The 20,922-nt window shown below is 32.7% G+C and carries 26 protein-coding genes; 6 read left to right on the top strand and 20 right to left on the bottom strand.

All coding sequences use genetic code 11. The features are described 5' to 3' along the window. Position 1: 1 nt before the first annotated feature. From HMPREF0446_RS04255 to HMPREF0446_RS04265, 3 genes are all read right to left on the bottom strand, one after another. Positions 2–451: a PTS sugar transporter subunit IIA gene (locus HMPREF0446_RS04255; RefSeq protein ID WP_006702639.1), complete on the bottom strand. Its 450-nt coding sequence runs from the start codon at positions 449–451 to the stop codon at positions 2–4. A 98-nt stretch (positions 452–549) separates the two neighbouring features. Then, positions 550–1,611: an L-ascorbate 6-phosphate lactonase gene (gene ulaG, locus HMPREF0446_RS04260; protein ID WP_006702638.1), complete on the bottom strand. Its 1,062-nt coding sequence runs from the start codon at positions 1,609–1,611 to the stop codon at positions 550–552. A gap of 24 nt (positions 1,612–1,635) precedes the next feature. Continuing rightward, entirely contained in the window at positions 1,636–2,274 is a 639-nt protein-coding gene (locus HMPREF0446_RS04265) for a 3-keto-L-gulonate-6-phosphate decarboxylase UlaD (protein WP_006702637.1), read from the bottom strand. A 335-nt stretch (positions 2,275–2,609) separates the two neighbouring features. Between HMPREF0446_RS04265 and HMPREF0446_RS04270 the strand changes: the two genes are divergently transcribed. The 3 genes from HMPREF0446_RS04270 (at position 2,610) to HMPREF0446_RS04280 (ending at position 4,103) form a co-directional block, all read left to right on the top strand. After that, positions 2,610–3,239: a lysophospholipid acyltransferase family protein gene (locus HMPREF0446_RS04270; RefSeq protein WP_006702636.1), complete on the top strand. Its 630-nt coding sequence runs from the start codon at positions 2,610–2,612 to the stop codon at positions 3,237–3,239. Positions 3,240–3,552: 313 nt separating this feature from the next. Next, positions 3,553–3,828 carry a type II toxin-antitoxin system RelB/DinJ family antitoxin gene (locus tag HMPREF0446_RS04275; protein WP_006702635.1) on the top strand — a complete coding sequence of 92 codons (276 nt, stop codon included), beginning with the start codon at positions 3,553–3,555 and terminating at the stop codon, positions 3,826–3,828. A gap of 2 nt (positions 3,829–3,830) precedes the next feature. Continuing rightward, positions 3,831–4,103: a type II toxin-antitoxin system YafQ family toxin gene (locus tag HMPREF0446_RS04280; protein WP_006702634.1), complete on the top strand. Its 273-nt coding sequence runs from the start codon at positions 3,831–3,833 to the stop codon at positions 4,101–4,103. 260 nt (positions 4,104–4,363) lie between these two features. On the opposite strand, the gene HMPREF0446_RS04285 is transcribed toward HMPREF0446_RS04280, so the two are convergent. The 4 genes from HMPREF0446_RS04285 to HMPREF0446_RS04300 all read right to left on the bottom strand — a co-directional run bounded on the left by HMPREF0446_RS04285 (position 4,364) and on the right by HMPREF0446_RS04300 (position 6,810). Further along, on the bottom strand, positions 4,364–4,597 hold the full coding sequence (locus HMPREF0446_RS04285) for a YneF family protein (protein ID WP_006702633.1): 234 nt from the start codon (positions 4,595–4,597) through the stop codon (positions 4,364–4,366). 119 nt (positions 4,598–4,716) lie between these two features. Then, positions 4,717–5,679: a S66 family peptidase gene (locus tag HMPREF0446_RS04290; protein ID WP_006702632.1), complete on the bottom strand. Its 963-nt coding sequence runs from the start codon at positions 5,677–5,679 to the stop codon at positions 4,717–4,719. Positions 5,680–5,688: 9 nt separating this feature from the next. Next, a complete protein-coding gene (locus HMPREF0446_RS04295; RefSeq protein ID WP_006702631.1) occupies positions 5,689–6,255 on the bottom strand; it encodes a hypothetical protein in 567 nt (188 codons plus the stop codon). A 72-nt stretch (positions 6,256–6,327) separates the two neighbouring features. Next, a complete protein-coding gene (locus tag HMPREF0446_RS04300) occupies positions 6,328–6,810 on the bottom strand; it encodes a prolyl-tRNA synthetase associated domain-containing protein (protein ID WP_006702630.1) in 483 nt (160 codons plus the stop codon). Positions 6,811–6,939: 129 nt separating this feature from the next. Here HMPREF0446_RS04300 and hemH point away from each other — a divergent pair, with 129 nt between their 5' ends. Further along, positions 6,940–8,037 carry a ferrochelatase gene (gene hemH, locus HMPREF0446_RS04305; RefSeq protein ID WP_006702629.1) on the top strand — a complete coding sequence of 366 codons (1,098 nt, stop codon included), beginning with the start codon at positions 6,940–6,942 and terminating at the stop codon, positions 8,035–8,037. Positions 8,038–8,105: 68 nt separating this feature from the next. On the opposite strand, the gene HMPREF0446_RS04310 is transcribed toward hemH, so the two are convergent. From HMPREF0446_RS04310 to HMPREF0446_RS04325, 4 genes are all read right to left on the bottom strand, one after another. Beyond that, complete coding sequence (locus tag HMPREF0446_RS04310; RefSeq protein ID WP_006702628.1) at positions 8,106–8,474, bottom strand: TIGR02328 family protein; 369 nt, start codon at positions 8,472–8,474, stop codon at positions 8,106–8,108. Beyond that, entirely contained in the window at positions 8,458–8,862 is a 405-nt protein-coding gene (locus HMPREF0446_RS04315) for a YbgA family protein (protein ID WP_006702627.1), read from the bottom strand. The genes HMPREF0446_RS04310 and HMPREF0446_RS04315 overlap by 17 nt, the downstream gene beginning before the upstream one ends. A gap of 189 nt (positions 8,863–9,051) precedes the next feature. Continuing rightward, positions 9,052–9,939 (bottom strand): GIY-YIG nuclease family protein, encoded by an 888-nt coding sequence (locus tag HMPREF0446_RS04320; RefSeq protein WP_020991358.1) that lies wholly within the window; start codon positions 9,937–9,939, stop codon positions 9,052–9,054. A gap of 107 nt (positions 9,940–10,046) precedes the next feature. Further along, complete coding sequence (locus HMPREF0446_RS04325; RefSeq protein ID WP_006702625.1) at positions 10,047–11,174, bottom strand: PD-(D/E)XK nuclease family protein; 1,128 nt, start codon at positions 11,172–11,174, stop codon at positions 10,047–10,049. A 127-nt stretch (positions 11,175–11,301) separates the two neighbouring features. Between HMPREF0446_RS04325 and HMPREF0446_RS08715 the strand changes: the two genes are divergently transcribed. Together HMPREF0446_RS08715 and HMPREF0446_RS04335 are read left to right on the top strand one after the other, a co-directional pair. Beyond that, positions 11,302–11,604, top strand: a complete 303-nt coding sequence (locus tag HMPREF0446_RS08715; protein WP_020991359.1) for a hypothetical protein — start codon at positions 11,302–11,304, stop codon at positions 11,602–11,604. Between the two features lie 8 nt (positions 11,605–11,612). Beyond that, positions 11,613–11,822, top strand: coding sequence for a CPCC family cysteine-rich protein (locus HMPREF0446_RS04335; protein ID WP_006702623.1), 210 nt, complete (start codon positions 11,613–11,615; stop codon positions 11,820–11,822). A gap of 452 nt (positions 11,823–12,274) precedes the next feature. On the opposite strand, the gene HMPREF0446_RS04345 is transcribed toward HMPREF0446_RS04335, so the two are convergent. The 9 genes from HMPREF0446_RS04345 to mgtE form a co-directional block, all read right to left on the bottom strand. Then, on the bottom strand, positions 12,275–13,117 hold the full coding sequence (locus HMPREF0446_RS04345) for a nucleotidyl transferase AbiEii/AbiGii toxin family protein (RefSeq protein ID WP_006702621.1): 843 nt from the start codon (positions 13,115–13,117) through the stop codon (positions 12,275–12,277). Continuing rightward, positions 13,114–13,713 (bottom strand): type IV toxin-antitoxin system AbiEi family antitoxin domain-containing protein, encoded by a 600-nt coding sequence (locus HMPREF0446_RS04350; RefSeq protein ID WP_006702620.1) that lies wholly within the window; start codon positions 13,711–13,713, stop codon positions 13,114–13,116. The genes HMPREF0446_RS04345 and HMPREF0446_RS04350 overlap by 4 nt, the downstream gene beginning before the upstream one ends. 148 nt (positions 13,714–13,861) lie before the next feature. Then, the gene (locus tag HMPREF0446_RS04355) at positions 13,862–15,031 is read right to left on the bottom strand and encodes a hypothetical protein (RefSeq protein WP_006702619.1); all 1,170 of its coding nucleotides are present in this window, start codon (positions 15,029–15,031) and stop codon (positions 13,862–13,864) included. Between the two features lie 57 nt (positions 15,032–15,088). Further along, a complete protein-coding gene (locus tag HMPREF0446_RS04360; protein WP_006702618.1) occupies positions 15,089–15,274 on the bottom strand; it encodes a hypothetical protein in 186 nt (61 codons plus the stop codon). A gap of 143 nt (positions 15,275–15,417) precedes the next feature. Next, positions 15,418–16,059: an SdpI family protein gene (locus HMPREF0446_RS04365; RefSeq protein ID WP_006702617.1), complete on the bottom strand. Its 642-nt coding sequence runs from the start codon at positions 16,057–16,059 to the stop codon at positions 15,418–15,420. A 1-nt stretch (position 16,060) separates the two neighbouring features. Beyond that, positions 16,061–16,327, bottom strand: a complete 267-nt coding sequence (locus tag HMPREF0446_RS04370; protein ID WP_006702616.1) for a metalloregulator ArsR/SmtB family transcription factor — start codon at positions 16,325–16,327, stop codon at positions 16,061–16,063. A 190-nt stretch (positions 16,328–16,517) separates the two neighbouring features. Then, a complete protein-coding gene (locus HMPREF0446_RS04375; protein ID WP_006702615.1) occupies positions 16,518–17,339 on the bottom strand; it encodes a Fic family protein in 822 nt (273 codons plus the stop codon). Between the two features lie 381 nt (positions 17,340–17,720). Further along, positions 17,721–19,550 carry a translation elongation factor 4 gene (gene lepA, locus HMPREF0446_RS04380; protein ID WP_006702614.1) on the bottom strand — a complete coding sequence of 610 codons (1,830 nt, stop codon included), beginning with the start codon at positions 19,548–19,550 and terminating at the stop codon, positions 17,721–17,723. Between the two features lie 18 nt (positions 19,551–19,568). Beyond that, complete coding sequence (gene mgtE / locus HMPREF0446_RS04385; RefSeq protein ID WP_040507875.1) at positions 19,569–20,900, bottom strand: magnesium transporter; 1,332 nt, start codon at positions 20,898–20,900, stop codon at positions 19,569–19,571. Positions 20,901–20,922 lie beyond the last annotated feature (22 nt).

Below are 20,922 nucleotides of genomic sequence, written 5' to 3' on the forward strand. Positions count from 1 at the left end.
ATTATTCACCTAATCCTTGTAAAATATTTTCTAAATCTTCTTTTGAACGAGCATTAACAAAAGCATTGATAATGTTTTCATCTTCTACTAATGTTACAAGTTCTGATAAATTCTCTAAATGTTTTTCATTATCTGTTGATGCTAATACAAAGAATAAATGTGGTTTGTATTCAGCAGCTGGACCGAAGTCAACAGCTTCTTCAACATTCATGAAGGCAACCGCTGTTTCGTTAACACCTTTTCCTTCTTGTGCATGTGGAATGCAAATTTCTGGTGCGATTACAATGTATGGACCAAATTCGTGAACATTATTAATAATGTAACCTGGATAGTCAGCTGTAATAATGTTTTGGTCTAACAATGGTTGACACGCTGTGCGAATCGCATCTTCCCAAGAAGAAAAACCTTTTTGGAAACTAAAACGATTGTTTTGAATAATTTCTTTTAACACTGATAAAACTCCTTTTTGACGATTTAGTTAAGAAATCGTATACATCCATTTTTTAAGATTTGACCGTTACCGTAGTAACGGTCAATCAGATGTTTATATTATAAGAATGATGGGAATGGTACGTCGTTTTCTACTGAGAATACGTCGTCAAATCCACGGTAGAAGTTAAATTCTAATTTATCTTTATCTGTTGGGTAAGTGTATTTACCACCTACTTGCCAAATGAATGGTTTGAATTTATATTCTAAGCGATCTTTTTTGAATTTCCAGATTTCTGTAATTTCTTTAGGATCTGCTTGGAAGTTAGCCCAGATATCATAGTGAACTGGAATAACAACTTTAGCGTTTAATGATTCAGCCATACGTAACATATCAACTGAAGTTACTTTATCTGTGATACCACGAGGGTTTTCACCGTATGCTCCTAAGCACACATCGATTTCATGTTCGTTACCATGTTTAGCAAACATGTTTGAGTAGTGAGAGTCACCAGCATGGTATAAGTTACCACCACTTGTTTTGAATAAGTAGTTAACTGCGATTTCGTCCATATCTTGAGGCATTTTACCTTTTAATACTTCGCCATCTTTAGCAGTTACTAAAGCTGTACGGTCAAATGCTTCTAAAGCAACGATTTCAATGTCTTTAATTTTCACTGAGTCTCCTGGATGTACAACGATTGTACGTTCAGCTGGAACTCCCCAACCTAACCAAGTGTTTACTACTTCTTGTGGTCCAACGAATTTAGCTTCTGGACAGTTGTTAGCAACTGCTGCAGCTGTATTGATATCTAAGTGGTCTGAGTGAATGTGAGTTACTACTAAAGCATCTACATTTTTCACTTCAAATGGATCGATAACAAATGGTTGTGTACGTAAGTTTGGTTGTAAGTTTTGGCAACCGCTCATACGTTGCATTTGGTGTCCAGTTTTCATTTTTCCGTTTCCGTGGCTACGTTTACCAGTTCCACACCATAAGTCACATAGGATATTAGTATTTTTTTCTGATTTTAACCAGATACCTGTACATCCTAACCACCACATAGCGAATGTTCCTGGTTTAACTTCCTCACGTTCGATTTCTTCGTTTAACCATGTACCCCATTCTGGGAATGTTGATAGAATCCATGATTCTTTTGTTACATCTTTAATGTTTGCCATTATTCTTTCTTTCCTTCCTTGAGATTAGCCCCAAATTCTTCTAATTTCTTCTTTAAATTCACGAGCTGATTGTGCAGGATTTTCTGTAGCGTAAATTCCACGTCCAGCAATGAATGTATAAATATCGATACCTTCGAATACTTTCAATGTATCTTTTGTTAATCCTCCAGTTGCAGAAACTTTGAATCCCATCTCAATTAAACGTTTGATTTTGTTCAAATCACTTTCTGTCCAAGTTGCTCCAGCGAATAGAGCGTCACGACTTTGGTGATAGATTACTTGGTCGATACCAGCTTCACGCCATTGCTCTGCTTGTTCAAATGTCCAGTCACCATATAATTCTACTTGTAAAGTGCCAATTTCTTTTTGAGCAGCTTTCATAGTAGGAATGGTAGCACAGCAAATGACAGTCATCCAGTCGGCACCAGCATCTTTACAGTTTTTAGCAACTGTTGATCCAGCATCGGCACATTTTGTATCTGCAATGACAACTTTATCAGGGAATACATTACGTAAGCATTTAATTGCTTTGTCCCCTTCATTCAAGATTAAAATTGTACCAGCTTCGATAATGTCTACTTCACTACCAACAGCAAGTGCATCTTTTAACGCATCTTCGATACGTAAATGGTCTAATGCAACTTGTAAATTTGGAATTGCCATTTTGTCATTCTCCTTTTCTCTCTCAGGGCTTTTGCCACACAAAAATTTGAAATAATCATAACCGTTAAGACGTCTCTTAATTCATGATCATTTCATAACTACTAGTAATTATTCATGTAAACATTATATAATAAACCGTTTTCTATCACAACGCTTCTTGTGTAATCAATCTTTAATCGAGTTTTATGAACGTTTTCATTTTTATGATTTTTTTGTCAAAGTTCTTTATTTATAAGATTTCTTTAAGATTTTTTGTAAAATATTTATCGAAAATCTTGCAAAATATCCCTTTCTACTTCATACTGTTTGAGTAATCAACTTTTAAGGAGTTTCATATGATTTATAAAATTACTATATTTATTGTTCGTTTATTGATTATTCTTTTAAATGGATTTACGAAAGTGACGGGATTGGAGAATCTACCAAAGGATTCTGGGTATGTAATTGTTGCTCCACATCGTTCATGGTTAGATCCGGTACTAATTGCGATTGCGGTTTATCCTAAGTCTTTAGTGTTGATGGCGAAGCAAGAATTGTTTAAGCCGAAACCTTTTGCATGGTTCATCCGTCAGTTAGGTGCCTTTCCGGTGAATCGTGAGAAACCTGGTCCGAGTGCAATTAAGCATCCGGTGACTCAGATTAAGGAACATCAGAAAGCTTTAGTGATTTTTCCAACGGGTACTCGTTACTCTAATGAAATGAAAGGTGGGGCTGTAACAATTGCTCGTATGGCAAAAGTTCCGATTGTACCGATTGTTTATCAGGGACCTTTTACTTTTATGAACATTTTGAAACGTCAAAAGATGTTTGTAAAAATTGGGGAACCAATCCATTTACCAGAGGGACGTTTATCTAAGGAAGAATTAGCGCAATATGATGAATTATTAATTCAAAAATTCGATGAATTGGATAAAGAAATCAATCCTAACTTTGTGTACGTGATTCCTGAGAAGAAACGTAAATAGGAATTGACTTCTAATGAATTAAAAGCAAGAATCTCCACTCTTACAGTGAGGACGGCAGCAGCCCCTTCGGGTCTCATGCCTAAAATTTGAGCCTTGGTCTCAAATTTTCCTTTGTAATAATCATGTCTGATTATTACTGCCACTGTAGAGTGGAGTTCTTGCTTTTTATAGGGCGTATATTGCGTTTCTTGATGGTTATTCGTAAATTTAATACTTAATACTATTTCATCTAATTAGGTTCTAGAATAACTCAAATAAGTTTACAATGTATACCATTTGTAATATAATAAAAGAAAATTAGGAGGTAATCAATATGGCAACAAGTCCAACTCAAATTAGAATTGATACTACAATTAAAGAAGATGCAAATGCTCTATTCTCTAGACTCGGTCTAGATATGTCTAGTGCAGTAAATATTTTTTTACGTCAATGTTTATTAAGAGGTGGCTTACCTTTTTCAGTTGAAGTTCCAAAATATAATGAAGAAACTTTGGGAGCAATGGAAGAAGCTAAAAGAATCTCCAGAGATCCAAATGTTCAAGGTTACTCAAGCATAAATGAACTTTTTAAAGCATTGGAAGAAGAATAATCATGTATAAATTAAAATTTACAAATAAGTTTAAAAAAAGTTATAAGTTGATGAAGAAACGTGGTTATGATATTTCATTACTAGAAGAAGTTATCTATCAACTAAGTCAAGGGATTCCACTTGAACCGAAATATCGTAATCATATGTTAATAGGCGATTATACTGGTTATTATGAATGTCATATTAAACCGGATTGGCTACTTATTTATCTTATAGAAAATGATATTTTAACTTTAACTTTAATCGATACTGGTTCACATTCCGATTTATTTTAGACACCACTCACTGTTGAGTGGTTTTTCTTTATCCTACTATTTCATAAGTTAGAACAAAATCCCATTTATAAAAACAAGAATTACCATTCTACAGTGGCGGTGATAATCGGTCATGATTATCACTGAGGAAAATTTGAGACCAAGGCTAAAATTTTAGGCATGAGATCCGCAGCGGCTACTGCCGTCCTCACTGTAGCAATGGTAATTCTTGCTTTTTTTGACGTAAAAAAAGAGCAGACATTGTCTACTCTTCTACTCAATTATTTTTTAGCATTTTTCTTTGCTTGTGCTTTCATTGAAGCAGCAATTTGACGAACTTTTTGTTCGGATGGTTTTTGACCCATTTGAGTCATCATACTACGAATCATACTTTCATCAAATGGAGGATTTTCTAGAAAGTAATTCATCATTGTTTTACGTGCGATAAAGAATCCACCGATTGCTCCTAAGATGGCAGCTACAACGACGATTAAAATCCATACACCTGTACTCATGCAAGTTCTCTCCCTTCATTGATCTACATTGCTATTGTACTAAATTATAACAATAATGAAAAGGCTTTTTGAAAATTTTGTAAAATTTGTACTTTTCTTCGTTTCTTTTACTGTATATTTTATAAGCCTTCTTCATCTATAATAATAGACATTTCCTCTGTATCCACCGTTACTTTTGCTCCAATAGTAATCGTAAATAATGGTTGTGTATGTGCAAAGTCTAAGTCGTACATCACCGGGATTTGTTTTAAGACTGGATATTTGTCTAATATATACAATAATAACTCTTCAGTCATACGGCATTCTTTTGGAAATCTTCCAATTAGTACTGCTTTTGGATTTGGATAAGCTTGTAGTAATGCTGCCAAATTTCTGTCAAATTCAAAATAGTCTCCATCTTCTGATTTTTCAATAAAAAAGGCATACTCTTCTGGTTTTGGAGCATAAGGAGTTCCTCTTAATAATGAAAAGGTTGATAAGTTTCCACCGATTGCAGTTGCAGTAGCTTTACCGTGGTTGTATACTTTCCATTTTGTAGGTTGAAATGTCATTGATGCATCTGGTAAATACCATGCATTACTGCCCCATTTTTCACTTGGTGTTAATTGATACTGAGTATTGCTTAATGCTTTCAGCCATGATGCTGTTTGGTATTCTTGTAGTTCCTTCATTTTAAAGCTTGAATAAGATGGTCCCATATACGTTAGCAATCCTGTTTTTGCATAAATCGTATTTAAAATAGCAGTCGTATCGGAATATCCGCAAATAATTTTAGGATGTTTCGTAATTAAATCATAGTTTAAATACGGAAGAAGTTCATTTGAATTAAATCCACCAATCGTTGCCAAAATGACATCTACTGTAGGATCCAAAAATGCATCATGTAAATCTTCAACACGACTCTGAATACTTGCAGAATCAAGTAAATCGTGTTCAAAATAATGCTTTGAATAGCTAACCTTAAATCCTAACTCTTCTAACGTTTCCTTAGCTGCCCTATTTGCTTCAAATCCTCCGACTCTTTCAATAGATGAAGACGGACTTAATACTCGAATATGCATTCCTTTTTGTAGTTTTTTCATATCATCACCTCATTCTAATTCAAACATTGGATAAATATTTGTCACATTTTCATCTCTTAAAAATGGTACAAGCCCTTGAATAATGTAACTTGGAAATACAGAAGGGTAAAACTTCCCTTGTTCTAACGCTTGAACAATCTGTAAGAAATCTTGCTCCGTATATGGTGGAACTAACATAAATGGTGGCATAATAAATTGGAAGTCATTTAAATCCACAAACATTGGATTATAAATTCTTGGGAAATCAACTTCAATGACTACGTAATCATCTGATAAGAATCTCTTCCATAATCCTTTGACTGCGTCTTTATGTTCTCTCATATAAGTGACAAATTCTTCATAATCTTGGAAAAATGAAACACCTTTCTCCGTTCCTCTTGCAAAGGCAAATAACACTCCTTCTAATTCAATATCATTCAATCGATTAAAGGAATCTGTTATAAACTCATATAACTCCGTCATTTCTTCATTCCCTTGTATATATTCACTTAATTGACGTTTCGGAATATACATCCCTGTTTCCTCAATTGCTTTTAAAATTGCTCTTTTTTGAATGGTCCAAAATTTATATGTCATGTATTTCTCCTAATCTTCTGGGGTTTATTTTTTTCTGGAAACTAGCAGTTCATTGATAGTGTCAGTTTCACTTTACAACTGAATCACGTGCGGTTCATATCCAATCTCTTTTAAGAAGGTAAACAAATCTTCCGTATTAACAAAAATCGTCTTCTCATTTGTATTTGGATGGAAGCACATTCGTTCTTCAGATACAATTTCTTGATCGAAATATACTTGAATATCTTTGTCTCTATTATTTAATAAGCCAAATGGAGATACAGTTCCTGGTAGGAGCATCATTTTATCATTTAACGTTTCAGCTGAAGCCATTTTGATTCGATTTTCTTCTACGATTTCTTTAAAAACATCCATATCTAATCGTTTTGCATCATCTATAATGACTAAGTAAAAATTTCTCTTTTTCTTATTTGTTAAAAACATTGTCTTTGTACGAACACCTTCAATTCCTTCAATAAAACGATCTGCTTGTTCTGTTGTTAGTACAGGTTCATGTTCTACAATTTGAAATGGAATGCCTAATTCATTTAATTGATCTACTACTTTTTGATACATAGAAACCCCCCCTTATCATTTGTTTTCTTTATTATAAACTCTTCGTATACTGCTTTTCAATGTATACTACTATGCAGATGAGCTAAATCATGTTATGATGATAAAAAATTCACATAGGAAAGTGGTTATATGACAAAAAAAGCAATTTTACTTATGACATTTGGTACACCTGAAGGATATACTTTTGAAGATATCGCAAGATTTTTTACAAATATTCGACGTGGTGTTCGGCCAACGGATCAAGAAATCCAACACTTGTATGACAACTACCAAAAAATTGGCGGAAGTCCTCTACAAGAAATTTCGAAACAGCAAGCCGCAAAATTACAAGAACGCCTACAAGGAGAATATACGGTTTATTTTGCTAATAAATTCTCCTCTCCATTCATTCCAGAAGTCGTTAAACAAATGGAACAAGACGGAATCGAAGAATGCCTTGGCTTAGCTCTTGAACCCCATTACTCTTACTACTCCATTTATGGATATGAGAAATTCATCGAAAGTAAAACCATTCGTTTCCACATGGTAAAAGATTGGTATCATAATCCAAACTTACTACAATTTTGGGAAAATGAAATCAAAAAGATTTTAACCGAAGACGTTAAAGAAGACAGCTTTAAAGTCGTCTTCTCAGCACATAGCGTACCCGTTATTGCATTGGAATTCGAAGATCCTTATATCGACCAAATTTATAAGAATGGACAAATCATTGCAGAAAGATTGGGCTTGGAAAAACATCAGTACACTCATACATGGCAAAGCGAAAGTGATATTGGACTACCATGGATGAAACCAGACGTTCTAGAATACTTAAGAGAACAAACGGAACACCCTGAACATTATATCTTCATTCCAATTAGCTTTATTAGCGAACATATCGAAGTTTTATACGACAATGATATCGAATGTAAGGACTTATGCGATGAGTTTGGCGTACATTATCACAGACCACCAATGCCAGATACTCATCCACTCTTAGTAGAAGCCTTATACGAAACTGTTCGAGCTCACGAAACAGAAAGTTTCACTCTTAAAACACATGAAGAAGAAACACTGGATGAAATGTTACCACCAGAAACATCAAAAGACATTCTAGAACAAGAATCTGATATTCAAATGCCGGAATTTGTAAAGAAATTAATCGCTAAAAAAGGCAGAGAGAATGTTAAAATGCCTGAGTTCGTCAAACGTATGTTAGAACAACGTGCAAAACAGAAAAAACAATAAGACATAAAGAACCCTGCACCCAAAACTCTATACTTTTGGGTGCAGGGTTTCATCATTTATATGATTATCTATCCCTCGAATTCAATACCTTTTAATCGTAAATTCTCGATACATTCCTGAAGATATGCTTCATTATGTTCTTTATAAATTGGGGTGCTTATCTCTATTTCCTCAAGATTAACGTAACTTTCTGCAATCTTCCCACGATAATTCTTATCTCGCCACTCAGTTGCTACTTTGTAGCCTCTACTACTCATCTCATCCATAATCAATGTATGATAACAAAATAGATGATAAGGAGAATATAAAAATACATAATCGACTGTTTTATGTTTTTTATTCCATCCATTTCCCCTAAGTGCACAACATTCTCTATGCTGCCCTAACAATTGATTCTTAGGTAATTTTGGTATCATTTGCTCATGCCATAATCTCATCTTGTTCTCCTGTTATTAACGTTGATTGTTGTAAATAGTGATTGGGGTATTTCTCTAATAAAGTATGGATATAATGAATGATAGAACTTTGATCACTTACTCCAGTTCTATACTCCTCCAGTAAACGAAACAATTCATCTTTTTCGACTTTTTCAGCTGTATGTTTAAAATAGCCCCATACATGGAGAATCGCATTATGAAAATCTTTTTTACTTTCTTTTAGCTCATTTACTTTATTGATTTTTTGAAGTAACACTTCTAACTCTACTTCTGTTTCTTTTAAATATTCTCTGATTTCCAAATAAACTTTATAAGATTTACTTAATACGTAATATTTATTTCTTGCCCATATCTGTTCACATTGCTTTCGGATAGGTTTTTGATTCACTTTACAACTCCTTTCAAACACCAAAAAATTAAATAGTAGTTATCTTCTTGCATCATTATAGCATTGAAGGTCTAATTCAGGAAATTTATGAACTTTTTTATATAATTATTTCTGATTTAACAAAAATACTCGCCTGATTGTATGTATGATGCTACGATTGGGCGAGGGTGGATATTCTTTGTAGTAATACTAGGATTCTAAATTTTCTAATTCTTTAAGAGTCATTCCATTTTCATCTCTCCAGTCTACTCTTCCATTTGTTTGCATTCCTAATACAAATGCTGCTGCATAGGACGGACTGTTAAATAATAATTTTTTAGTCAATTTTCCATTGAAGATTTCTTTATTTGCTTTACATTTAGTTCTCAGTTCTTTAATTGCTAGTGGTATAGCTTCAGAATCAATTTCTTCAATCATACTATCTTTTAAAACAACAAAACCTTCATTAGTTCTAATACAGGATGCTTGAATTAATTTCTGAGATTTTTTACTTTTTCTTGAAAGATAGAATTTAGCTTTTATTATATCTTCTACAATAATTTTCTCTTTTGAAGTAAGGAATGGAATAAATACTTTATAGCCTAAAACTCCTAATACCATCTTTGAATATTCAATAAACTCTTCAAGTTCAGATTCTTTTTCTTCTGTAACATTACCAATATTTGGTTCATTTCCATTTCTAACTTTATATCTACCAGTTTCTAATGCGATATTCGTAAATCTATTTTCAAGATAACTTATCTCCGTTGGTCCAAAAGAATTATTTTGAGTTGTTAAAATAACTACTTCACTAAAATATTTATTGTCTTTTAAATGTTCTAACACACGAAACAGAACACCTTCTCCATTTTTTCGAGTAGTTGCTTGTCCAATATAGACTTCATCCTCACCGTTTTCATTCTTATCTATTAGCAAATAAACGCCACTTTGCTTTAAATCTTGGCGTTCTTTGGATTTTTCTAAATAAAATCGTGGAATTTTATAAGCTAAACCAGTCCAATTAGAAAGTGTACATTTAATTCTTCCTGTTACTTCTCCATCAATTAGAAAAAGATTAAAATTCTTCCCTAAGTTCATCTTCAACAAGTCCTTTATCGTTTATTTTTTTCCATATCTATTTCCACTAACTTAATAAATATTTCTAACATCTTCGAAAACTTATCATTTTCTACAATAATTTCTTCCTACTCTCCAAACGTCAAACCGTTCTTAATCTTCTCTTCCGCAATTCTCATTTGCTTTATTAACTCATCAATAATGGCATCATAGCTAAAGTCCTCTATTTTCCAATATTGATAACAATGGCAATATTTAGCTGTAATATTCCCATACTTACAATAATTGTTTCTCATTTTAGAAGTGCGACCTTGTTTTGAGATTTTTTCTGCAAAATTTCTCTTGAAGTAATCGCAATCGTATAGTTTTTCAATCACTACTTTTTCATGATAATTGCCTTCTTGCGAAGCCCCTCCATAAATTCTGAATTGGTCTCCTTCTATCTGTACGCCAATCATTCCAATTTCTTTTGTTGGATCTCCATCGATTCTTTGAGAGAACACGATACTGAGGGTTGGTTTCTTATGGTTGAAGCTGAGTCCGCAAACTGGTTTTACCCAATCTTTATACGCTTCAAAAGTTAGTCGTTTATTAATTTCTTCCATAAATTCTGACCCTTTTAGTTTTACATAAATATCAGAATAACGGATTTTTTCTAAGTCTTTATCTCCAATGATATATTTGCCTTTATTTTGCTCCATTTTGCTTTGGAATAAGTCATAGAGTACTTCGATATCTTCCGCATATTGTTGGATATAGTCTGCAAAATCCATTGTTGCATGTACTTCTTGGATATTCATGATTCGTTTAGCAATTTCATGGTAACTTAAGAATAACCATTTTCCTAATTCTTGGATATCTAGTGATGCATATAATCCTGTCAGAATTCCTGTAATCGATAAGTCTTGTTTTCCTAATTCTTCTTCATATCTCATCAATTGTTCTTTTGTTGGAATGGACTTAATTTTATTTTCAATAATCAGTACTTCTGTTTCATTGGCTTTATTTTTATAAGTAATCGTTAAATCCACATGTTTCTTTTCTCGTTCGACTGAGATGAATGTACATCCGTTTTGATAAAAATCAGGGATAAATACTTCGATAAATGGATGTTTTCCTTCGACTTCTTGTTCTAGTATCCATGCCCAAAAATTAGAATGAGATAATTCCTTCCCACTTAAGGAGATGGCAAATAATGGGGAACGATTGAGTCGTTGTAATTGTTCTTCTATGATACTTGTTGTTTTCTTTTTCATGTCATTATCCTTTAACTGTTGTTAGTACCTTAACGTTAACATAGTCAATGTTCAATTTCAATGAATGATGCAAAGACTAGTTGCCAGTAATATTTCTTATTTTCACCTTTTTGAGTGATGTCAAAGTATGGTTTATAGTTATTATTCAATTAGTACTACAACTTTCCCAAATTTCTTCTGTGCATCTTCCGACTATTTACGATACAATAAACCTGAAAATACGAATAAAGGTAGTGATAATATGAAAATAGAAGAATTTGATACTGTTCTTTTAAAAGATGGACAAACTGCAGCAATTGTAGATAAATTAAGCGAAGATACGTTTATAGCTGACATTGGAGACTCTCCTGAAGACTGGGATACGGTTACTATTACAATCGATGAAATTGAAAAAGTAGTTTATAGAAATGAAAAATCTATTGATAGGTGATATTGATTTTGAATAAGAGTCTAAAAGAGAATTTAATAATCATTAATGGTGACGAATATGTACATTGTCCAGTATGCGGAACTATTACTGCGGTATATGATATATGTGATACGTGCCAATGGCAGAATACTGGTGAAACAAATATTGATGGAGGTCCTAATATTATGAGTTTAGCGGAAGCTAAAGAAGCATACGCAAAAGGCTTACCGATAACATAAACAAGCCCCTAGTTGATTCTAGGAGCTTGTTTTATATACAATCCATTTTTATTTAACAGTATTAACCTTTATTGTTACCAATAGTATTAGTATGATTTATTTTGTTTCATCTTTTCTTTCAATCTAAAATACCCATAAATTAAATATTAAAACTAAATGAAGCAGCAATCTAATAATATGATGCGACATATGTACTTTCTTAAGACTTTCCTTTCTATCCACAAAAAACATGAACGAAATCAATAACAACAAACAGGAAATTACTACTTTAATAATGATATTCGTATAAAAGAGATGAATCCCTGCAAAGAATGTTAACAATACAACTAGTAGAATTGAAGGAATAGATATTCCTAACTCATTTTTATAAGCAAAAAATGCTAACATACATAACATTAAACTGTAGACAAAAAGTGTGATGTTCATAACTACTTACCTCCTTATTTTCTCAATTAATATTTTTCAAGAATAGAACCAATTTCCTCATAGATAGAAATTGTATCATCGAACGAAATCTCATTAGCATATGGATTATTTTGAATATATTTATCCCACAAATTCTTAAGAGAATTGCTTTGATAAAATAATTTTACTATCTCTTTATATTGTAATACTAAAGAAAAAGAGTTTCTTTGCTGACTAGTCAGTGTTATAGCTTCCTTGAGTACATTTCTATCAATCTTACTTTTATAGAGTTTATATAACATATACAAATCATAAAAATCTCTGGCTCTTGTGGTTGTAATATTTCTACTTGAAATTGTTTCGAATTTTTCAGCAATAATAGTTTCAATTGTATATGTTAAAATTGAAATACTACCTTCCTCTAAAATTTTCTCATAAGAATATTGTATTTCTTTCGGAGTAATAATATCTCCAGTTGTTATATCAATATTTAAATTTGCATTAATTTTTCCGTATCTACATGATATTGTAGCACAAAAATCTTCATACAAATCTTCTTTTCTAATACGTTCTAATTTTATTAAACGATATACAATATCTGCATCAATAGTTATTTCTAGTATTTCGTAAAGAATTTTTGAAATATTCTCTTCATTTATTGGAAGTCCTCTAATAGTTGTATCCATATCTAGTGTACTTCTCATTTCAACGCCTATTAATGAAGAAATTAACAAACCTCCTTTCAAAATAATATGATTCTTGTATTTAGATTTAGAAATTTTCTCAAGTATCCCTTCAAACAGACACATTTGTAGTAAAGAATTTGCATTTACACCAGTTTTCTTAGTTATATTTCTTATTGCTCCTTTAATTTGTTCTGATGTCTTCATAACAACACCTCTGTATAAGATCTTAACTCATTTTCCATTCCTAGTTGCATAGCATAAGTTGATAAACGTAAAATATTTTTATCTTTACTTGAAAAGTAGGTTTTTATGCTTTCAGTAAACACTTGGGTATCCACTCTATCTTTGTCTTTTATAAGATCCAATATCGTACGTTCTTTATCATATACTACAATTTCTCTACCAAATGGACTAAGGGAAGTGCTTTTTCCAATTTTATAAAATTCTTTATTAACATACTTGAATAGTATATTACTTTTTACTGATTTTACACGACTGACATTATCCCCTACGGCTACTGTCATAACATAACTGAATGGCAATCTTGTAGTAAATCCATGTAAATAAGCTGCGGTTTCATGAGAAAATATTCCTTTCGGAATTCGATGTGTAAAGTATAAATATTCATCAATACTTTCTCCAGGAAGTCCATACAGTCCATTAGCAATTTTTTCCAGTTCTTCTTTAATAACCATATTTTTTAATACGTCTTTATGAATACCATACTCAATAACTTGTTTAGTAGTAATGACTCCATTGTTTTCCTTTATTTTTTCAAGTAATAATTCTTTTTTACTCATACTAACACCACCTTTTCGTGCTTAAAATATAATGTTTTTAAGAACAAAAGTCAAGAGTTAATACTAATAATTTCCTCAAAGAACTTTATAGTGCAAACAAGCCCCTAGCACTTACTAGGAGCTTATTGTTGTCATATTACTATTATTCTCATTCAAATTCAACATAATGAATTTCTGAATTTTCGTTTCGGAATGTTTCACCTTTTGGAATATCTTTTGTATCTTTCTTGAAGGCTACCCATGCCATTCCTTTTTCTGATAGGAATATCATGCTTCCATCATAGTCAAATTCATGTTGATGTTGTAAGTTAATCAAACGATAAGGTGTTTTGTATCGTCCTGATTCAGTATCAGTTGCTGAGAAACTCATGAATCCAAGGTGATTTTGTTGGATAAATCCTCTGCTTGTATATCCATAGACCCAATCATATTTCTTTTCTGCTTGATTGACGTGGTAAATGGTTCCACTCTTTAAATCTGTGCCTAGTGAAACATATAATTCATGTTGATCCGTAAATAATTGATTCAAATGTTCTGTTGCACTTTGATGAGTCAACGTTACTTCTTTCTCTCCACTCTTCATATCGTATTGAACAACTTCTGAATGGTTAGCACTTGCATCATAGCGAATATAATAAAGTTTTCCATTGAATTGAATCGGTGAAAAAGTATTTTGATCAACGACTTGATCTTTCATCGTTGTTGTTTCCAATTGATGAAGCATATTTAAAGATGTATCTTCTTTACTATCCTTAACAACATTAAATACTAATTTCGAATCTTCTGTAAAGAATGCGGTAATGTGTTGAATCAATGGTATCTTTTCATTCTCTTTGACAGTTGTAACTTCACCCGTTGTACGATTCAATAAGTAGAAGTTTGCATTTTCTTTTGAGTCTGTATATTCCTCAAAAAATACCCAATTTTTGTCGACTGCTCGAACCCATTGATGGGAAACTGTTGCATCACTCATTTGATGAACCAATGAATAGGTATTTGTTTTTAAATCAATTTCCAAAATACCAACATGATCCACACTACCATATAATTTTCCATCCTCTGATAACATTTGCGGAATAAAATCTGGATACTCCTCTGCATAATGAGCAACCATACTCTTGTCCCTAAACGTTTCAATAAATGAAACAGAATTAAACTGATTACTTCCTTTTCCTAATTGAAAGTTAGTGTTTTTACTTTGTTCCACCGTTGTAACACTTTCTTGAACCGTCGTTTCTTGAGTATTTTTCTGTTGACCACAAGAAGCTAAACAAATACTTAACAATACAATACTAACTACTCTATATTTTCCTAACATAAAGACTCCCCCTATTACTGTTAAATAAATGAATGTAACCCAATTCTTCTACCCTCCTTAACTTTTTTGATGTCTAATGCCAAAAATAATCGAGATGATGCAAAGAATAACACCTACAACAAACATAGGGAATTCAAACTCCTTAACTTCTTCTATAAAAGGAATGATATACATACTTAATTCAATACAAATAACACCTACTACAATAGAAATACCGATTAATATTTTTTGCCCTGTTTGCATCATAATCTCCATTCTTCAAATTGTTATCGTTTTCACTTACAGTATACTGCTCATTAAATTAAAAATCAATGTGAAAAAAGACTTTTCTCCGTAGTAATTGAGAATATTGCCCAAAACTATTACGAAGAAAAGTCATTTATCCTTTATTTGCTAATTTTATACGAATACACCATAGTAATGCCAATCGTTAACACTAAAACAATACTTACAAGAAACAATGCTAATTTGTTCCCCGCAAATAATGAAATTAAGATAAAGATTACACCAGAAACCATGCTCACAAATCCAAAGAATCGTTGTGTTTTTCGAAAAGCTTCATCTTTATTCATAATCCATGGAACACGGAACCCAAAGTGTTTATTCGTTTCTTTGATTTTAGGACTAACATTTCCAATAAATATCATAAATAACCCCATAACAAATGCAAGAAAACGTACCTTTTGTGTACCAACACTAACTCCTGTCAAAATTAAGACAAATTGAAAATAGGCAATAGCGTTAAACAATAATAATGTGAGTCTAAAAATATAACGGCTAATTTCCTTATTTTGACTTCCGACTAATTCTTTATCATCAATCCATTTCATCAAACCTGAAAATAATAGAATGAGGATTGGTAATATTAGAATCGTCCAACGTGAACCAGTTGCGACAACATTTCCTTCTAAGTCAAAACGAGTGGCAATTGTCTCAGGTGCATACCAAACAACGCATAAAGCAAGTAATATAGGTAAAAAAGTCAAAATGACATCTAATAAATAAATTTTTCTTTGTTCAACTAACATATTATTTTCCTCCAATAATTGAATTCATCCAAACAATTGCCTCTTCTAAAACCGTTAAATTTAATTCATAATAAATAAAGTTCTTTTCCTTTGTTTCATAAATTAAATCCGCCTGTTTTAATTTTTTTAAATGATACGACAATGCTTGTGGTGTGATTTGTAAGCTCTGTGCTAAGTCTCCAGTATTCGTTCTTCCCTGTCGTAAAATTTCTAAAATCTTACGACGGTTTTCATCCGATAATGCAGACAAAATATCATTTACAGACATATAATCATCTCTTTCTATTTAAAATTTTCTTTAAATAGATAATACTCCTTCTGAAATCAAAATGCAAGAGTTATTTAAAAATATTTTTAAATAGTTTTTTCAAATTTTAAGCAATAAAAGAACACCGGTGTTTTAAGTCCGGTGTTTTAGATAAGTTCCGAAAAACTTTATCGCTATTAGTGTAATTAATTTATCGTTCATGAATTCTAAGATCACGATTGGATAACAGATGATTCTCATCCAACAATAAATTTTTAAGAAATAACTCTAGATACTCCGTTGTTTCATGAATTCCTTTTGGTAAATTCGTATAATTTGCACGAACAAGTGCATTTCTAAAATACCAAGAATGTTCTGCAAAACTCTCATTCGTCACAGTAAACCCAAGAGTTCTTAAATATTTAATAAAGAATACAGCAGTTGTTCTTGTATTTCCTTCTCCAAAAATATGGATTTGCCATAATCTAGAAATAAACACCGCTAAATGATGAATGATTTCCTCTATTGTCAATCCTTTATAACTAAACTCTCTTTCTCTAGAAAAATCATACTCAAGGGTTGCCTCTAATTCAGATGCACTTCCATACAAAATGGTATCTCCATCTAGTACCCATTCTTTTTTAGTAATATTATACTCTCTTATCTTACCTGCATGCGGATAAATTCCTTGAAATAATTTTCGATGAATTGAAATATACTCCTGTGGCGTGAAGGAAAATGCTGTTTCAGAAAGAAGTTGTGCAATTCGAGAAGCTACTTTATCTGCTTCTTCAGTACGTTCTTTTTCAGCTAAGTGAACTTCCTTTTCTTCATAATAAGAGTCAATTCGGTCTAATGCTTCTTCAATCGTAATGTACCCTTCGATATTCTGGGTAGCAGTTTCGATTAAATACTGAGATGGTTTTAATCCATCAACATCTTGTAAACCAATAGCTGTACGCCATGCATAGACCTTTTTCTTTTTATCTGGCTCTGATTCTATTAAATAATCTTTAAATGGATCGATTTCCATCCCATCAAACTCCTTCCCTAGAACATTTACAGTATTAGTATAACATTTTTTTCAACGTTTATCATCTGTAGGAACGTTAATGAATGATGTTACAACACAAATGACTTTTTACCGTAGTATTAGTAATGAGATTCGCTTTAGCGAAGCTGCTTAAGTCCTTCTTTTGAAAAAAGCAAGACTATAACATAAAATATATTATTTAAACGAAATTTCATAAATGAATGGAAATAAAAAAATTTCCATTGTAGCACGAGTAAAAGAAGTCTTTCCAGTCTTCTTTTACTGGAAAAATTGAGACCTTAGGCTCAATTTTTAGGCATGAGATTCGCATTTGCGAAGCTGCTGCCGTCCATTGCTACAATAGAAAAGTTTATTAAATTACTATTTCTCTTCTTCGTTAAGGTTAAGCACTGACATGAATGCTTCTTGTGGTACTTCCACTGATCCCACTTGTTTCATACGTTTCTTACCTTCTTTTTGTTTCTCTAACAACTTACGTTTACGAGAAACGTCCCCACCATAACATTTCGCCAATACGTTCTTACGTAATGCTTTAATGTTTGTACGAGATAAAATTTTGTTTCCAATTGCTGCTTGAATTGGCACTTCGAATTGTTGACGAGGAATTAATGTTCTTAATTTTTCCGTAATGGCTTTACCACGATTATAAGCAAAATCTTTATGAACGATAATACTTAAAGCATCGACTACTTCACCATTTAACATAATATCCATCTTCACTAGTTTACTTTCACGATAGCCGATTAAATCATAATCTAATGATGCATATCCTTTTGTACTTGATTTCAATGAATCGAAGAAATCAAAAATAATTTCAGATAGAGGCATTTCGTAAATCACATTAACACGATACTCATCCAAGTAATCCATCGTTACAAAAGTACCACGTTTACGTTGGCAAATATCCATGACACTTCCCACATATTCATTCGGTACCATAATAGATGCTTTTACATATGGTTCTTGAATCGATTGAACACTTGATTGATCTGGCATTTCAGCCGGGTTAGAAACCACTACTTCTGTACCATCTGTTTTTTGAACATGGTAAATTACTGATGGAGCGGTTGTAATTAAGTCTAAATCAAATTCACGTTCTAAACGTTCTTGAATAACGTCCATATGAAGTAATCCTAAGAAACCACAACGGAAACCAAATCCTAATGCTTGAGAAGTTTCAGCTTCGAATTGTAACGCAGCATCATTTAATTGTAATTTTTCTAATGCATCACGTAAATCATTATATTTAGAAGAATCAATTGGATACAAACCACAGTAAACCATTGGATTCATTTTACGATACCCAGATAAAGGTTCGCTTGCTGGATTGTTCGCTAATGTAACAGTATCCCCAACACGAGTATCTTGGATTGTTTTAATAGAAGCAGTAATATACCCTACATCCCCAACCATTAAGTAATCACGACTAATTGGTTTTGGAGAGAAAATACCAACATCAACAACATCAAATGTTTTTCCATTACTCATTAATTGAATCTTATCACCAGGTCTTACAATTCCGTTTTGAATACGAACATTTAAGACTACTCCACGATAAGCATCATAAACTGAGTCGAAAATCAACGCTTGTAATGGCGCTTCTAAGTCTCCAGTAGGTGCTGGAATTTTATGAACGATTTGTTCTAAAATTTCTGGAATTCCAATTCCCACTTTAGCACTGGCAAGAACAGCTTCACTTGCGTCAATCCCAATTACATCTTCAATTTCTGTACGCACACGTTCAGGATCTGCAGCAGGTAGGTCAATTTTATTAATAACTGGAACGATTTCTAAGTCATTATCAATCGCTAAATACACATTCGCTAATGTTTGAGCTTCAATCCCTTGAGCAGCATCTACTACAAGAATTGCTCCTTCACAGGCTGCCAAGCTACGGCTCACCTCATACGTAAAGTCCACGTGCCCTGGAGTATCAATTAAGTGAAAAATGTACTCTGTTCCATCATTAGCATCATACGTTAATTCCACCGCATTTAACTTAATCGTAATACCACGTTCACGTTCTAAATCCATAGAGTCTAATAATTGATCTTGCATTTCACGGTCAGCTACAGTATCTGTTGCTTGCAAAATACGGTCTGCTAAAGTTGACTTTCCATGGTCAATATGCGCAATAATCGAGAAGTTTCTGATGCGCTCTTGTCGTTTTCTCATTTCTTCTAAATTCATTCATAATCTCCTTCATGTCTAAATTAATAACGGTAAAAAGACTTGTGCAATTCCTAGGAAAAAGAAGAATCCTAGAACGTCCGTTGCCGTTGTAACAAAAATGGTTGACGAAATGGCTGGGTCTAATTTCATAGCTTTTAAAACTAAAGGTACAAAGAACCCAAAAATTGCTCCCACCATTAAATTCATTGCCATCGCTAAAACTACAATAATCGATAAATAAAAGTTTTGATAAGGAATATATAGCGCAAGTGCCGCTACAACTCCAGTAATAAGTCCGTTCATACAGCCTAAAACAATTTCATTCCAAACATACTTTTTGTCTTTTTCCAATGATAATTGTCCTAATGCAATTTCTTGAATTGCTAGAGCTAGAGTTTGAGAAGCTGAATTTCCTCCCATTCCAGTAATTATCGGCATGGCAACCGCAAGAACAACCACTTGTTCAATCGTTGATTGGAACATCCCTACAACTGCTGAAGCCATAAAGGCTGTAATTAAATTAATTAATAACCAAGGTGTCCGTTTCTTAATCGATTCAATAAATGGTCCACCAATTCTTTCTGTTCCTTCAACCCCGCTAATTAAAAGCATATCTTCATGATGCTCTTCTTGAAGAACGTGGACAATATCATCAATGGTAATAATCCCAATTAAAACGCCCTTCGTACTAACTACGGGAACAACTGATAAGTCATATTTTGAAGATAAACGAGCAACTTCCTCTTGGTCTTCTTCAGGAACTACAGAAATAATATTTGTATGCATTAAATCGTGTAAACTGACATCTAATTCATTTGTAAATAAGTCACGAATATCAATCCAACCAATTAATTGATTTTGGAATGTTGTGACAAATATTGTATGAATGACTTCTGTATTTGGAGAAATTTCTCTTAACTTCGTCAATGTTTCTTCAACGGTTAAATGTTCCTTCACGGAAATAAATTCTGTCGTCATAATCCCTCCGGCAGAATCTTGAGGATATTTTAACATCGTTTGAATTTCATCTTGAGAAGAACCCTTCATCATATTCAAATATTTTTTACGAATTCCAATTGGTAGATTTCCTAAAATATCCACGACATCGTCATTGGACATTTGTTGGAACAATAGTCCTACACGTCGGAAAGGTAATTTTTCTAACATTCGAATTTGAAGTTCGGGGTCACTAACTTCTAAAATAGAAGCTAATCGTGTATTGGAAATAGTATACATGAAGTTTTTAAGCACTTCATCGGTTACTTCTTCCAATCCTAGAGCAATATCGATAGGATAATTCTGGTTGAATAATTCCCTAATTCTTTTGACATCTTTCGATTCCACCATTTGTTCAATGACTTTGGACATATCCATCGTTTATCACTCCATT

The organism is Granulicatella elegans ATCC 700633 (genome assembly GCF_000162475.2).
Lineage (GTDB): Bacteria > Bacillota > Bacilli > Lactobacillales > Aerococcaceae > Granulicatella > Granulicatella elegans.